Raw genomic sequence first — 14,043 nt, 5'->3', positions numbered from 1 at the left:
CTTGCCCCTCGGTGGGCCACAGTGCGTCAGGGGATGTCGCCGACCCAGTGCAGCCGGTCCGGGGCGCCGGGCTGCCCCTCGTAGTGGGTGCGCCGGCCAGGCGCGTACGCGCCGAGCTCGGTGATGAGTGCTGCGCCGTCCACCAGCTGCTGGGCGCTCCCGGTGACGTCGAGGCGTTGCCCGTCCCGCGGGCCGCCGATGAGTGCCGCCTACTCCAAACAGGAGGCGTGTGGTGCAGGTCGGCCGGGTCTCGCGCTCTACTGGCTGAAGTGCTGTTTGAGGCCGACATGCGCCCGTTCTCGCGGCAGCCGACCCGCTGCACCGCGGTTTCGGGGGGCTTGCGCAGAAATCCGACGCCCGTGAACACGAACGACTGACCGGTCTGCTGGTCTGCACGTTCCCCCTCCTCTCACTCCGGCCTGTCCGGGGCGGGAGGGCTTTTTTTCTCCTCCGACCCGCCGACCGGGCAGGGGGCCTTTTCCTCCCGCACCGCCACCGCCCTACCCCCGCACGCCCTCAACCCAGGAGACGCTCGTGGACTACCTCGCTCTGCTCGCCACCGCCGTACCTAGTGCGCTCATCGTCGCTCTGCGGCGGGTCTTCGAATGTTCCAGAACGACGTCCAGTTTTACGGGGTGCTCCTCACCGTCGAGCACCGGGCGGCTGGACAGGACGCCGAGGCCGGTCACCCATCCGTTCGCGTCGATGCCGTCCGAACCGGTCAAGGACAACCTTGCGGTGCGCGGCGGGTGTTCGCCGCACAGCCATTCCGTCCCGACCCGCCCCGGGGGGGGGGGGGGGGGGGGGGGGGGGGGGGGGGGCGACAGGGCCCGTCGCGTGGAGCTCTGCATGGCGAACATCGCCGACGGCCCCGTAGGTGCACCGGTCCGGCAGGCCGGGCTGAAGCGGACCAGCCGGACGACACCGCCTGGCGGTAAGGCCCGGCCTTCGAACGCGCCGGGAGGCTTCCTTCTCTGCCGACACTCCAAAATCTGTGTTCACCAGAGTAGACATTGGGTGGCCGCGTGGGTATGGTTTCTCTCGTAGCTAAGAAGACAGTAGGGCCCGGCAGGGACGAACTGCAGGGCAGTAGTACGCAGTTGCAGTTCGCAGGACGGTGCGGTGGTGGAGTGCCGAAGCCGAGGTTGTTGCAGGATGGCGACGGGGCTGACGCCGGACCGGGTGGCCCGCAGTGATCAGGGGCCAGCAGTACCGCAGGATCCGCAGTGCAGTACCAGTGTTCCCCCGGGTGAAGGCGTCGGCTGCGGGCGCGCGCACCGGGAAGTTCGGCAGTGGGGTTCCAAGCCAGAGCAGACGCAGGACGGGCGACGGGGCTGGCTGCCGAAGAAAAGGGGTGGCGCTGTTCCAGGCCGCCAGTTGTTCGCAGTCTCAGTATCAGCAGCAACCGCAGTACCGGTTTGGTAAGTAGTTGGTCCAGAGGGAAGAACGGAGGAGTTGAAGCGCCATCAGGATCGCCCGGGCGGGATAACACGGAGCTCGGGTACCGCAGGACATCGATAGTGAGGTGGTCTCCGGTCACGCATCCGCGATCCCCGCACACCCTCCCATTCCCCGGGAGCGAGTGCGGACCAAGAGGGCCGGCGCAGTACGAGGGCCGGCAGATGGTGTAGCAGTTCCTTCGGGGCCCTGGTGCCGGACCGGCACCAGGGCCCCTCCACGCGTGTTCCACAGGAAGGTGAAATGACAGCAGACGATTCCTTCAACCGTCTCGAGGACGACGACTATCCCGCCTACACCGTGGGCCGCGCCGCCGACATGCTGGGCACCACCCCCGGCTTCCTGCGCGCCATCGAAGAAGCCCGCCTGATCATTCCGCTGCGCTCCGCAGGGGGCCACCGCCGCTACTCCCGCTACCAGTTGCGCATCGCTGCCCGGGCCCGCGAACTCGTCGACCACGGCACCCCCGTCGAGGCCGCCTGCCGCATCGTCGTTCTCGAGGACCAGCTCGAAGAGGCCCAGCGCCTGAACGCCCAACACCGCCACGCCATCGAATCGGCGAACCCGCTGACCGCGGCCTGACACCACCACCCAGACCAGCCGAGCCGTCGCATGCCTTGGACACTTCCGTGAGCACGAAACCGGCTGCGGTTGCGAGGCCGGGGCCCATGCGGTGTCCAGTTGCCGGACAGTCTTGCCGCTACTGCAAACCGTGACGGGCCGTACCGTCGCAAGTGCTGGACTACTTCCGTGAGGCAACCACGGCGGCCCCACGGATGGGGCCGCTGTGGTTGCCGGGCGGAGGGCTGCTACCAGGTGGGGTGGCCGGCCGGGTCGCCGTGGGGCTCGTCCTGCGGCGAGAGCCGGACGCGGAGCCGTTTTCCCACGGGTTCGCGGTGTATCTCGAAGCTCTGACAGAGGACGGTGCCTATGCCACCGCGCCCCTGTTCGAGGTTAGGAGATGCGTGCTGCTTCCACGGTCGGCCGAATCGCCAGGACCTGGTCGGTGCCGGTGATTCTCAGCATCCGGCAGAAGGGCCGGGGCCACGATCCTGAAGTCGGTCGATTGGTAGGTACGCAGCAGGAGGCTCAGGGTGGTGGCGTCGGCCAAGGTCACCGCGCCGGCATCCGGAATCACCAGAGGCTGGGTGGCGTGGCCGCCTCCAGAGCCTGCCGTAGCCGGAGCACTGTGTTCCCAGCAAAGTCGCCGCCCCCAACGACCACCCAGCCTCCCTCGACCGCGTACTGCTCCACCACCCCCACAGAGCTGGCCGCGGCCTGCCGAAAGCAGCGCTTGAAGACCTCCGCCAGCAAGAGGTGCTCACCTGGCTGCTGCCCGACGCTGCCGACACGCGAGGCACCGGGCAGAAGCAGCGCCCTCACCCCACATCCCTACGTCTGACGCGGGTGTTTTTGGCCCCTCTATGTGGGTGTGCGCAGCGCCAGCATGGCGACATCGTCGTCGTTGTCGTCGGGGCGGACTTGCTCCAGCAGCAGGTCGCAGAAGGAATCCAGAGGGCGGTGGGCAAGAGAGGCCGCGTGTCGACGCAACCGGTCCAGTCCGTGGTCGATGGAGTGGTGAGGGGACTCGACCAGGCCGTCGGTGTAGAGCAGGACGGTGGTGCGGGGCGGCAGGACGGTGACGGCATCGGGGCGAGGCCGGATCATGCCGGTCCCGAGCAGAATGCCGTGAGCTTCTGTGAGGTAGCGGGTACGACCGTCGTGGCTGACCAGCAGCGGGGGAGGGTGGCCTGCGTTCGTCCAACGCAGTTGCCACAGCTTGTCGTCGCCGAGGGCGAGCGTGGCCAGGATCATGGTCGCCATGGGAACCTCGGCCACGTGTTTCAAGGCGTTGTCGAGCTGAGTGACGACCGCGCTGGGCATGGCCTCGGGTCGGGACCAGGTGAAGGCGCGCAGCATGTTGCGGACCTGCGCCATGCCAGCTGCTGCGTCGAGGTCGTGTCCGACGACGTCGCCGATGGCCAGGGCGTGGGTGCTGTCGGTGAGCGCAAAAGCGTCGTACCAGTCACCGCCAACGGAGGAGGCGTGCGGAGCGGGTACGTACCGTACCGCCATATTTACCCCAGGGACGGTGGGGAGCTGGGGCAGCAGGTGGCGCTGCATGGTTTCGGCGACCTTGCGCTGGCGCTGGTACAGACGCGCGTTGTCCAGCGCTAGACCGGCCCTGCGGGTGATGTCCTCAAGCAGCGGCAGGTCGGCGGCGGTGAAGGCGCTGGGACGTTCCGAGCGTCCTAGGGTCAGGGCTCCGAGCACGTCGCGCAGACCCCGGATGGGCGCGATGACGGCGGAGTGCATGCCCGTCTCGGTGAACAACCGACGCTGCTCGACCGCGATTCCGGAATCAGGCGGGCCCTGGTACGTGGCAGGGCCGGCGAGAGAGGACGCGGCGCCGCGCAGAGCCCGGGACAGAGGCATCGGGGACTCCTGTGGCACCGGGGGCATGGGCCCTTGCAGGTCCTCCCGTTCGACCAGGATTCCGTCCTTGTGCTCCGTCACCAGAGCGCGTCGAACCTCGTCTTGTTCGGTGAGCAGATCGATTACCGCCCAGTCCCCAAGCCGGGGCACCGTCAGGGCTGTCAGCCGACGCAGTGCCTCGTCCACGTTCAAGGTGGACGTCAGCTGAGTGGTCGTCTCCGCCAACAGGGTCAAGCGGTCCAGCTCCGACAGCGGTGCTGGGACCTCATCGACCCCTTCGTCTGACACGCCAGGATTCGATTCGTACAGCAGCACCAGCGCACCCGTCCTCTCCGGTCCGGAGCAGGGCGCGACGAGCCAGCACAGCCGGACAAGCGTCCCGTCCCCGCGAGCGAACCACTCCGAGTCGCCGTGCTCGGTTCTCCCGGCGAGAATCGCGTTTCTCAGCTGACAGCGGGTGCGGGGTGTGGCGTGCCCGTGACTGTCGCGGTGCAGCAGGTCGTGGGAATCCTGCCCGACGAGTTCCTCGAAGCTGCGGCCCAGCATGCCCTGGGCCGTACCGTTGGCCGAGACGATGAGTCCACTGTCGTCGACGACGACGACAGCCGTCTGGACGTCCGCCAGTGTTGCGCCAAGCAGGGCCCCAGACCACGTCTGGGGACCGGGCACGGGGGAATCTCCAGTGGCGGCACCGGTTATGTCCATGGCTCTCCTCGGCGGGTGCAGACTTACTCGAAATGTACCCGCGTGCCCCCGAAGGGCGAGATCAATTGCTGGGCATCTCCATGTGCTCTGCCCTGGCTGGGCATCTCCATGTGTGGCTCCGTTTACGTAAAAGAGGTTCTGGCTCAACTTCAGTGAAGCGCGCACGGTGAGGTCTGGTGGTGAGGGTCAGACTTCCCCTCTTCTACCTGGGCTGTCCTGCTGTGGGGGTGGGCGTGGAGGTTGGGTGGGCGGCGGGGGGAAAGCGGACGGCGCTGTGTTGGCCATCTTCTCCGGCCAGGGCGTCGGGGTGATGGGAGCGAGAGGGAGGCCGGGGCGGACCCGGACGCGAGGGAAGAACCGGCGCTCACGGGTGAACGGGAGGTCCTCGACCGCGCCGTCCTTGTAGACCGGCCCGACGCTCCGCCCATTGCTGTCGCGATTCTCCATCCGCACGCCGGGCTTCCAGGGCGCCCGCCGCCACGTGCCGCAGACAAGCGGCGCCGGGCGCTCCTCGGGCGGTTCCTCGGCGGCGGGGTGAAGTCCAGGACACGGACTTCGTGGAAGCCGCCCGCCGCCGGCCTTGCTCGTGGCGATCCTGCCCAGGGTGCTGCGCCGTGGGGCACGGTCCGGGGCCCGGTAGAGCGGGCGGAGGCGTCCACCGAGTGAATGCCGGCCGAGCGGCGTATCCGTACAGCACTCGGCCGCCGACGTGGTCGCCGTACGCAGCTTACGCGGCCGGCTGCAGCACCCCACCGCCGCTCGCCCGCCGGGTCGAGGGAGGAGATGAGCAGGAACCCGAACGTGGTGTCGAGCCGTCCGTCCGGCTGAGCGGCGAGCAGGCCGCCGAGGATGACCGGCTCCGAGCCCACAGGCCGGCCTCGCCGAGCGTGGCGAGCTCGTCGTCATCAGCTTGGGCCCCCGCGCAGGGGGACGGCGTCGTGCGTGATGAGCGACCAGGGGGCTGGCAGCCGCACAGCGTCCCGGGTCGGTTCGTCCAGCGGGGCGGTGGTGACCACGTCCAGGGCGAGCAAGGCGGGACCACGAGTACGGCGGCGAGGTAGGCTGCGGCGTCGGTCAAGGCGCGCAGCCACCGCACGGCTCGGCCTTCCTGCGCGGCGTTGGTGCTGGTGCTGGTGCTCAAATCCTGCTCTACAGCAGAGCGGAGCGCAGCGCGCCGACGTCCGCGGGCACCAGGCCGGACAGGTCTGCCAGCAGGCGGCGATGGATCCGGGCGAACCGCTCGAGCTCCCACTGCTCCCGCTGGGTCGCCAGAGCGTCCGCGGCGACGTCGTCCGGCGCCGGACAGGGCGAGGACGGCATTCGACTCGTGAGGAGCCAGCTACCAGTCGATGTCGTGCTCGTCCGCGACTCGCTGTGCCTCTCAGGACTCCGCGACCACCCGTTTCCAGAGCACCGCCAGCTGCTCGTCCCTGGATCCCGATCTGCCGAGCCCAGCGCCGGGGCCGAAAAGGAACTTCCGGCGGCACGGCCGCCGACGGGTCCCTTGTCGCCGTGAATGACGCCTACAGGCCGCCCCGGCACCGACCGGCAGTCTCCAGCAGCGTTCCGGGGGTCCGGGGCGGGCGCTGTCCGCACCCGCGGCGGCGCCTGAGCCCTCAGGAGTGCTGCGGGTCGCCGGCGCTGTGGCCGTAGCGGGCGAACATCGTCGTGACGGCCTCCTGGACGGCGTGGTCCACGTCGGCAGGTGCGGGGCTCCAGTCGGCGAGCAGCATCCGCGGCCACAGGACGTAGTTGGCGATCATTCCGAGGAACTGGTTGGTGGCGCTCTCCGCTTCGGGTACCACCGCTGTGCCCGCGGCGTGCTCGGCCTCCAGGTAGTGCTGGACGGAGATGAAGTAGGGCAGCTTGCCCAGTTCGAACTGAGCCCGTCCCAGTTCCGGGAAGCGCGGCAGTTCGGCGATGACGATGCGGAAGAGGGCCGCCATCGCGGGCCGGCCGATCAGGCCGGCGTACTGGCGGCCGATCGTGCTCAGGCCGGCGCGCAGGTCACCGGGGTGCGGCGCGGGCGTCGCCGGGTCCGGCCCGCTCTTCCAGTACTCGGTGACGATGGCTTCGAAGAGCGCCGCCTTGGTGGGGAACTGCTTGAACAGCGTCGACTTCGAGACGACCGCTTCCTGCGCGATCTTCGCCAGCGAGGTCCCGTCATAGCCCCGTTCCAGGAACAGCTTCGTGGCCGCTGCGGTGATCGCCTCGCGCTTGCGCTGAGCGAGTCGTTGATGGTGCGCGGAGAGTCCTGCGGTCATGGGCCCAGTATGACCCATCACGAGGCGAGTCACTTGACTCGCCACTGTGTGGGTGTTTACGTGGACAGGGAGGCGAGTCGCACGACTCGCATTCGGTCGGCGGGAGCACTCTCCGCCGGCGTCGTTGCGTTCACGCATGGAGAAGCACTCATGGAGTCAGGCAAGATCGCATTGGTCACCGGCGGTAATCGCGGGCTGGGCCGGGCCACGGCCCAGTCGCTGGCCCGGCACGGGCTGCGCGTCATCGCCACCTACCGCGGCGACGCGCAGGAGGCCGAGGAGACGGTCAAGAGCATTCAGGACACCGGCGCCACGGCCGCCGCACTGCGGCTGGACATCAGCGATGTGGCCTCCTTTCCCGCCTTCGTCTCCCACCTGGCCGCGCAGCTGGAGCGCTGGGACGCGACCCGGCTGGACGTCCTGGTCAACAATGCCGGGATCGGGCTGTTCGGACCGCTGGAAGCGGTCACGTTCGACGACTACGACGCGGTGATGGACACCAACGTGCGCGGCACGTTCTTCCTCATCCAGGCGCTTGCGCCCGTGCTGGCCGACGGGGGGCGGATCATCAACGTCTCCTCCTCCCTCAGCCGCCACACCAGCGCCGGTACCTCGGTGTACTCGGCCTCCAAAGCGGCGGTCGAGGTCCTCAGCCGGACCTTGGCCGTGGAGCTGGGGGAGCGGAAGATCCGCGTCAACACCATCGCGCCGGGGCCGACCGCCACCGACTTCAACGGCGGCGCCATGCGGGACGACGCGCAGATGCGCGAGGGCTTGGGCGCGCAGACCGCGCTCGGCCGCGTCGGTGAACCTGAGGAGATCGGCGACGCCATCGCCGCGCTCGCCTCGGAGGACCTGCGATGGGTCACCGCCCAGCGCCTCGAAGTGTCCGGCGGGGCCCTGTTGTAGGGACCCCGCCCACACCGTGTGTCCCGCCGCCTACCAGGCAGAACCGGGAATGTATCGGTGGACCGTGCAGAACTGGGCGGGACCGTCGTGTTCCCGGACTCGCAGGACATGAAGGAGGAGTCGAGCCGATGAGCTTCCGGCTGGATGGCGCTGTCGCGGCGTCGCTCGGCTGCGGTAACCCACCGCGGACGCCGACCTCGACGAGGGCGAGCGCGTCCCAGACCTGGGCTCCGGCGGGGGCATCGACGTCCTGCTGTCCGCCCGCCGCGTCGGTGCGACCGCCAAGGGCGTACGGGCTGGACATGATCGAGGAGATGCTCGTCCTCGCGCTGGCAAACGCGCCGAAGGCCGTTGCGACGAACGTGGAGTCGTTCCCAGGCTGACATGCGGTTCGAGGGTGCGGGCTCCCCAGCGGGTAACCACCGTGCAGGCAGCCGAGAGCCTCGATGTCCACCGAGAGAAGTTCATGACCCTGAACGGCTGCCAGACGGCCGGCCGGCAGGGCATCGACCGGCGGCACTGGGACCGTGAGGCAGCCGAGCGCGAAGTCCGCCGCCCCGTCTGCACCGGCTGCGGGACGAAGTTCACCGACGCCCCTCGGGAGGCGGCACAGGCGACGGACTGGGGCACCCCGAAGGACTCCCACCCGCACCTGTGCGAGAGCTGCAAGCACGCGGCCGTCGCCGCCGCTCACGAGGCCGACCGGCAGGAGTGGCCGGAGCCGCTGCAGCGGGGACGACGGGCGTAGCGAAGGAAGTGCTTTCGCTTGGCCCAGTCGGGACGTCGACACCGACGGTGACAACATCCTCATCAACACGGTCACCACGCACCAGAAGATGAAGAACGTCGCCCGCGACCCACGCGTCGCCGTGGCCATCGCCGACCCGACCGCGCCAGCCCGCTACTGGGCAGCCCGTGGCATCGTCGCATCGTCCACGACGCAGGGCGCCGAGGAGCACATCGACAAGCTGGCACACAAGTATCTGGGGCGCCCCTACCCACAGTTCGGCGGCCAACAGCAGGAACGCGTTCTGCTGACGATCAGCGTCGAGACATTGCACACCCCTCGCCGCTGACCAGGAGCACGGCGCCGAATCCCAAAACTCCCACCTGGCTCACGTGGTTGCGCGAGGAGCCGTTCAAGCCTGCCGACCGGACCGCCGACGCTCGAGGCTTGGCCTTCGCCGGAGGAACCTCTCCCTCTCCCGGACCGTACAAGTTGTGGCTCGGTGCATGCCGACTGGCTTCGACGATCGCCCCGCCAGATGGTCGGAGCGACGGCGACCGGCGGGCATCCGGCCACCAGGCATAACACCCAGCCTGGCTCGCCCTCCCCGAGGAACTGGCCCGGCTGTGGCCCGCGCCCGCCACGGCGCCTGCGGCCGGATCTGCGCCCGCACGGCCGCTCACACGCCAGATCTCCACCTGGGCCGAGCACAGGACGGAGCGTGTAGCGCCTGGCTGACGGAAGCTGAAGCCTGACAGCCCGACTCCGCGTGGCCACGGGGGCATGTCGGCACTCAGGCCCCCCGGGGGACTACGACAGCGGCTCGTCCACCGGGTCCACGGACAGGTTGTGGCGGGAAAAGGGAGAGCGGGGTTGTTGAGGCAGATACGGCAGCCGCCGGCGCGGTGGGTCGTGACGCCGAAGCGGTTGCGGCCGGGCCGCCCACGCTCCTCCCACCACCGCCAGGCCGCGCACACCTCGTCCCACGCTTGTCAGTGGGCGGCCGTACGCTCAGCCCGGAATATCGATGATCGTGGGAGTCACGGAGTCTCGGTGGTTGGTCGACCTGCGGTTGAAGCAGGGGCACGTGGAGCTGCTGGTCCGGGCGGCTTCAAGGGGAGCGTGGTCCTGCGCGAGGGCGGCCGCGCGCGAGCTGTGCAAGACAGCGGAGTTCGAGCGGGCTCTGGGCGTGCTGGAGCCGTTCGTCGAGCTTGGCTGGGAGCCGGCATGCTGGGCAGCCGCAGATGTCATGCTGCAGGCGGACGGGTACAGCAGGCGCTGGACCGGGGCCGCCCGGACGATACGGGTCTGGCGTCGGAGCACGCGTGCCGCTACGTCGCGGAGTTGCTGGTCAGGGCGGGGCAGGTGGATGAGGCGATCGCCGTTCTCACCCGCATCTGGGCCGGGGATGGCTGTTGTCCGTTCTGTCGAGCTGACCGAGGGACAGAACCGGGACGAGCGAGTCCTCGAACTGCTCGCACCGAAGGCCGAGCGGGCCCGCAGCGCCTGCGGTGTGGAGCGATGGAACCTTGATGCCAGTAATGCGCAGGACCTTCAGGCCCAGGTCTGGAACGCGCGGGCCGCGTAGACGAGGCCGTCCGGGTAGGACGACCCCGAGTTCTACCCCCGGGACGTCTGGGCCGACTGGCTGTCCGGTCTGTTCCGTTGCCCTACATCGGCCGTGGCGGCGATTGGAAGTCGCCAGTGGGTCTGAGCGCCCTGCTGTTCGATACGCCGATTGCCGGTCTGCCGGGCTCGCTTAACGCACCGTTCTGTTTCCAGTGCGATCGGATCGGGTACTCAGTGCCGGGGCGTGGAAGCCTGCCACGAAAGTCCTGAAACTCTTTCGAGGAATGTTTGTGGAACGAGGGAAAGGATCGGTGTGTGCGCACACGAACCAGCCCGGTACTGGTGACTGACGCGGGGTCATCGAGCCTGCGTCTGACGGTTTTCGGGGATGGTGGTCAAGTCCTTAACGAACACCACAGTGACTCTCCGCCTGGCGAGGGGGCAACCGGATCGCTGCGGCAGTTGCTGAGGGAAGGGCCGGCTCCTACAGCTGTGGGTCACCGCATCGTCCACGGCGGATCGGAGCTGCGCAGCCACACTCTGCTGGACGACGCTGTGCGTGCCCGCTTGAACCGGGTGGCAGACCTCGCGCCATTGCACGTCCCCCAAGCCCTGACCGTTCTGGACGCGGCTCGGGATCTGCTGCCGGGAGTTCCGCACGTCGCCTGTTTCGACACCGTCTTCCACGTCGGCTTACCCGTTGCGGCACGGGAGTACGCGGTACCTTCCAGCTGGCGCGACAAGTACGGACTGCGCCGCTACGGCTTCCACGGCCTGTCCTACGCCTGGGCACTGGCCCGCACCGCTGAACTCCTCGGCCGCCGTCCCGAGCAGCTGCACCTGGTGATGGTGCACCTTGGCGGTGGCTGCTCCGCCTGTGCGGTGCGTGACGGGCGCAGTGTCGATACGACGATGGGCTTTACGCCCTTGGAGGGTCTGGTGATGAGTCATCGCAGCGGCAGCGTCGACCCTGGCGCCCTGACCTGGCTGCTGACTCGGAAGCATGTGTCTGCGAACGAGATCGAGCACGCTCTGAACCACAGGTCCGGTCTGCTCGGCCTGTCCGGCACTTCGGACGACACGCGCGACCTTGTCCGCAGCCGGGCGGCAGGCGATGAGCGCGCCGCACTCGCTCTTGACGTCTTCACGCACCAGTGCCGTCGCGGCATCGCCGGGATGGCCGCATCCTTGGGCCGTCTGGACGCTCTCGTTTTCACCGGTGAGATCGGCGAGGACCAGCCTGAGGTGCGTGAGGAGGTGTGCGCCGGGCTGTCTGTGTTCGGCCTCACGGGCGGCCTGCTACCACTGGTTGCCGAACGTCCCGAAATCATCAGCGAGCCCGGCGCGCGAGTTCCCGTCGTGGTCGTTCCCACCGGAGAGGCTCAACAGATCAACGTTGAGACCCGGGCTCTCTTGGCTCACCGCTGAGGCGGACCGACGCCACCGCCATGTCTGCATCCGGAGTTCACACACAGGGCGTGTTCCATGAACGTTGCTCAGCGAACGTTGCTCAGCTTGGGGTCGTGCCCTGCTGCCGCTCTCGCAACCAGCGGACAGCGCCAAGTGGTGGGCAGCGGGCGAACACACTGCTGCGCAGTCACGAGACCGGCGGGGGCGGGAGCACGGCCCGGCCTGCATCCGACGCCGGGACGCACACATCACGGTCGAAGGAACGGATCTCCCGACTCCAGGGCCCTGTAATGCACTTGCCCAGCTCTTGTACCAGGCATCAGCCGGATCCGCCCAGCACGATCTTCCACACTCGGGTCGCCACCTGGAGGTTGAGCCGGTCTTCCACGTTCGCGAGGTCGTTGCCGCTGATGTCGCGGATGCGCTGCAGCCGATAGCGCAGCGTGCTGCGGTGGATCGCGAGGGACGCGGCGGTCTCGTCGTAGTTGCCGCCGCAGTCGAAGTACCGGGTGAGGGTCTCCACCATGACCGCCTGGTGTCGGGCGTCGTAGTCGATGAGCTGTCCGAGCCACTCGTGGACGAAAGCCTCCAGTTCCCGGTAATCGTTGCCAGGGCCCAGGATGCGGTAGAGGCCGAGTTCCTCGAAGAACGTCATGCCGTACCGCTTGCGGGAGTGGCGGCGCACTTCCAGGGCGCGCTGCGCCTCCTGGTAGCGCTGGGGGATGTCGTCCGGGGAGTCGCACGGGGCACTCACTCCGATTGTCCCGGACGGCGTCCCCGTCTCCAGGGCGAGTGCCTCGTACAGCGCTCGGGCGTGCGGCCTGTCGTCGGCGACCAGGACCACGTGGTCGGAACGTCGGGTCAGCAGCGAGCGCATGCCCACGGCAGAGGCCACCCGGCCCACGATCTGCGCGAAGGAATCGTCCGCAGTCCGGTCCGCCCACTGCACCACGACGATGTAGTGGCTGCGGTGCAGGTCGTGTCCGACTGCCTCGGACCGGGCGTAGGCGCTTGTTGCGTCCGTGCCTGCCAGCAGGTCGTCGGCCAGCTCGCGATGCAGCCTCAGCTCCACTTCGGCCAGATTGCGCAGGTGCGCCAGCTCCAGGGCGAGCGATGTGGCGGCCTGTTCCAGCGCGAGCACGGTGTGCTCGTCTGCCTCACCCTGGGGATCGACCAGAGCCAGCATGCCCAGGATCTCGCCGTGCGGGCGGACCAGAGTGATCAGCCGGTCCTTGATCTGCACCGGCCCGGCCTCCCGGGCGACGGCGGGCAGAAGTTCGTCCTGGCGCACGGGGTCCGGTTCTGGATAAGGGTCGGGCCGGTCGGGGCCGGTCCAGGACCTCAGCCGACCGAAGCGGTCCTCGACCAGTGCGGGGAGTCCAGTCAGCTTGTGCAGTGCGCAGGTCACGGCTTCCTCGCCGCTGCCCGCGGCGGCGACGTCGGCCATGAGTGCGTGAACGGCCCGCTGGTACGCCAGCTCAGCTACGACGGCGATCAGCTGCCTTTGGAGGGCTGCGCGTTCCTCCTTGAGGCGGTGCAGCTCCAGGGCCTCCTCGCGTCGGCGGCGGTGTGCGACCGCGACTGACAGTGCAGCAGCGGTGTGCCGGACGAGTGTGGCGAGCAGGGACCGCTGGGCTTCGGTGGGCCGGGAGCGGGCCGTCACTACGAGGTAACCGTGGAGTTCCTCAAGTCCGCGCAGTCCCAGGGCCTGGCCCCAGGGCCTGCCGGGCACGGTCACAGGACCGTCCTGTCCGGCCAGCTCCCGCACCCTCCGGTCCACGGCCAAGGCATGGCTCTTCCGGTTCCTCGGGCTGGGGACGAGGTCTCCGTCTGCTTCGAGGTAGCTCGCCTCGGCGCTGTACGGCCCGATGTCGGCTATGTGGTCCATGGCCAGGCGCAGGATCTCGCTTTCGTCCGGGGTGTCGAACAGGGTGCAGGACAGCACCGTGAGCTCGCGGAGGGCCTGGCCGCCGGGAAACTGAGCAGGTGGGCGTGGCTCTCCGCCCGCGGCTGCGGAGGTCCGTCGGGGGCTGTCCCGCGACGTACGGCCCCCTCGGTCGGAGCGGCGGTACAGGTGTTGCAGCCGACTCCTGGCCATGGGATCACTCCCGAGCCCTCAGAGGGCGAGCGAAGCGGTGTGCGGCCCCCCGCTGGTGAGCCACCCTGTGCGAAATATCCTTATTTCCACTGTAGTGCTCGTGGGGTGACCGGGCCCGTGCTTTTCTGGCCGGCCAGGCGCAGGCGTGAAATCACGCGGCTCGCCATGCTGGGATGCGTTCGAAGTCCTCCGTGTTCAAACCGGCAGGAGGCCCAGGGCGACGACGGAGCAGCATTACAGGCTGGCTGCCTCATACGAGACGTACCGTCTGGCTGTTCGGGCTGTGAACCGGCTCGGCCCCGTGGTCTCAGTTTCGTTTCCCCTCTCAGGACTGGTCTTGAGGGTGCCGGTCATAGAGCTGTTCAGCTCTTGCCTTTGCCAGGCGTGTTGGGTGCGGTTGCCGGGGTTGTGCCTCGCTCCGCTCGACGAAGCAGAGCCGGTACGAGGTGGTCGCGGCGACGCAGTAC

11 protein-coding genes and 1 pseudogene are annotated in these 14,043 nt (G+C 68.7%); 7 read left to right on the top strand and 5 right to left on the bottom strand.

Annotated elements, in window-relative coordinates:
• Positions 1-539: 539 nt before the first annotated feature.
• A complete protein-coding gene (locus tag OO67_RS38605; protein ID WP_157841685.1) occupies positions 540-725 on the bottom strand; it encodes a hypothetical protein in 186 nt (61 codons plus the stop codon).
• Positions 726-1,701: 976 nt separating this feature from the next.
• Between OO67_RS38605 and OO67_RS15440 the strand changes: the two genes are divergently transcribed.
• On the top strand, positions 1,702-2,040 hold the full coding sequence (locus tag OO67_RS15440; RefSeq protein WP_033300599.1) for a helix-turn-helix domain-containing protein: 339 nt from the start codon (positions 1,702-1,704) through the stop codon (positions 2,038-2,040).
• Positions 2,041-2,880: 840 nt separating this feature from the next.
• Here the strand turns inward: OO67_RS15440 and OO67_RS15430 are convergent.
• From OO67_RS15430 to OO67_RS15425, 3 genes are all read right to left on the bottom strand, one after another.
• Positions 2,881-4,599: a SpoIIE family protein phosphatase gene (locus tag OO67_RS15430; RefSeq protein ID WP_078597922.1), complete on the bottom strand. Its 1,719-nt coding sequence runs from the start codon at positions 4,597-4,599 to the stop codon at positions 2,881-2,883.
• Between the two features lie 1,149 nt (positions 4,600-5,748).
• The gene (locus tag OO67_RS38600) at positions 5,749-5,919 is read right to left on the bottom strand and encodes a hypothetical protein (RefSeq protein WP_157841684.1); all 171 of its coding nucleotides are present in this window, start codon (positions 5,917-5,919) and stop codon (positions 5,749-5,751) included.
• Positions 5,920-6,215: 296 nt separating this feature from the next.
• A complete protein-coding gene (locus tag OO67_RS15425) occupies positions 6,216-6,863 on the bottom strand; it encodes a TetR/AcrR family transcriptional regulator (protein ID WP_033300594.1) in 648 nt (215 codons plus the stop codon).
• 150 nt (positions 6,864-7,013) lie between these two features.
• Here OO67_RS15425 and OO67_RS15420 point away from each other — a divergent pair, with 150 nt between their 5' ends.
• The 6 genes and pseudogenes from OO67_RS15420 (at position 7,014) to OO67_RS15395 (ending at position 11,496) form a co-directional block, all read left to right on the top strand.
• The gene (locus OO67_RS15420) at positions 7,014-7,772 is read left to right on the top strand and encodes an SDR family NAD(P)-dependent oxidoreductase (protein ID WP_033300593.1); all 759 of its coding nucleotides are present in this window, start codon (positions 7,014-7,016) and stop codon (positions 7,770-7,772) included.
• A pseudogene (locus tag OO67_RS40825) lies at positions 7,724-8,152 on the top strand (methyltransferase domain-containing protein); the annotation flags it as partial. The gene OO67_RS15420 and the pseudogene OO67_RS40825, both read left to right, overlap by 49 nt.
• A 44-nt stretch (positions 8,153-8,196) precedes the next feature.
• Positions 8,197-8,520, top strand: a complete 324-nt coding sequence (locus OO67_RS15410) for a hypothetical protein (protein WP_244300205.1) — start codon at positions 8,197-8,199, stop codon at positions 8,518-8,520.
• Positions 8,521-8,608: 88 nt separating this feature from the next.
• Positions 8,609-8,848, top strand: a complete 240-nt coding sequence (locus OO67_RS15405; protein WP_051709429.1) for a pyridoxamine 5'-phosphate oxidase family protein — start codon at positions 8,609-8,611, stop codon at positions 8,846-8,848.
• A 1,059-nt stretch (positions 8,849-9,907) separates the two neighbouring features.
• Positions 9,908-10,087 (top strand): hypothetical protein, encoded by a 180-nt coding sequence (locus OO67_RS38595; RefSeq protein WP_157841683.1) that lies wholly within the window; start codon positions 9,908-9,910, stop codon positions 10,085-10,087.
• A gap of 473 nt (positions 10,088-10,560) precedes the next feature.
• The gene (locus tag OO67_RS15395; RefSeq protein ID WP_244300203.1) at positions 10,561-11,496 is read left to right on the top strand and encodes an acetate/propionate family kinase; all 936 of its coding nucleotides are present in this window, start codon (positions 10,561-10,563) and stop codon (positions 11,494-11,496) included.
• Positions 11,497-11,797: 301 nt separating this feature from the next.
• On the opposite strand, the gene OO67_RS15390 is transcribed toward OO67_RS15395, so the two are convergent.
• A complete protein-coding gene (locus OO67_RS15390) occupies positions 11,798-13,576 on the bottom strand; it encodes a PucR family transcriptional regulator (RefSeq protein ID WP_033300586.1) in 1,779 nt (592 codons plus the stop codon).
• Positions 13,577-14,043 lie beyond the last annotated feature (467 nt).

It is taken from the genome of Streptomyces atroolivaceus (genome assembly GCF_000717025.1).
Taxonomy (GTDB): Bacteria; Actinomycetota; Actinomycetes; order Streptomycetales; family Streptomycetaceae; genus Streptomyces; species Streptomyces atroolivaceus.
The sequence above is the reverse complement of the archived record's forward strand: the minus strand, read 5'-3'. Positions and strand labels throughout refer to the sequence as shown.

Excerpts from the sequence above, each read along its gene's own strand:
- OO67_RS15425 (WP_033300594.1), bottom strand. The coding sequence starts at position 6,863 with ATGACCGCAGGACTCTCCGCGCACCATCAACGACTCGCTCAGCGCAAG.
- OO67_RS15440 (WP_033300599.1), top strand. The coding sequence starts at position 1,702 with ATGACAGCAGACGATTCCTTCAACCGTCTCGAGGACGACGACTATCCC.
- OO67_RS15420 (WP_033300593.1), top strand. The coding sequence starts at position 7,014 with ATGGAGTCAGGCAAGATCGCATTGGTCACCGGCGGTAATCGCGGGCTG.
- OO67_RS15430 (WP_078597922.1), bottom strand. The coding sequence starts at position 4,599 with ATGGACATAACCGGTGCCGCCACTGGAGATTCCCCCGTGCCCGGTCCC.
- OO67_RS15405 (WP_051709429.1), top strand. The coding sequence starts at position 8,609 with ATGAAGAACGTCGCCCGCGACCCACGCGTCGCCGTGGCCATCGCCGAC.
- OO67_RS38600 (WP_157841684.1), bottom strand. The coding sequence starts at position 5,919 with ATGCCGTCCTCGCCCTGTCCGGCGCCGGACGACGTCGCCGCGGACGCT.
- OO67_RS38595 (WP_157841683.1), top strand. The coding sequence starts at position 9,908 with ATGGCTGTTGTCCGTTCTGTCGAGCTGACCGAGGGACAGAACCGGGAC.
- OO67_RS15390 (WP_033300586.1), bottom strand. The coding sequence starts at position 13,576 with ATGGCCAGGAGTCGGCTGCAACACCTGTACCGCCGCTCCGACCGAGGG.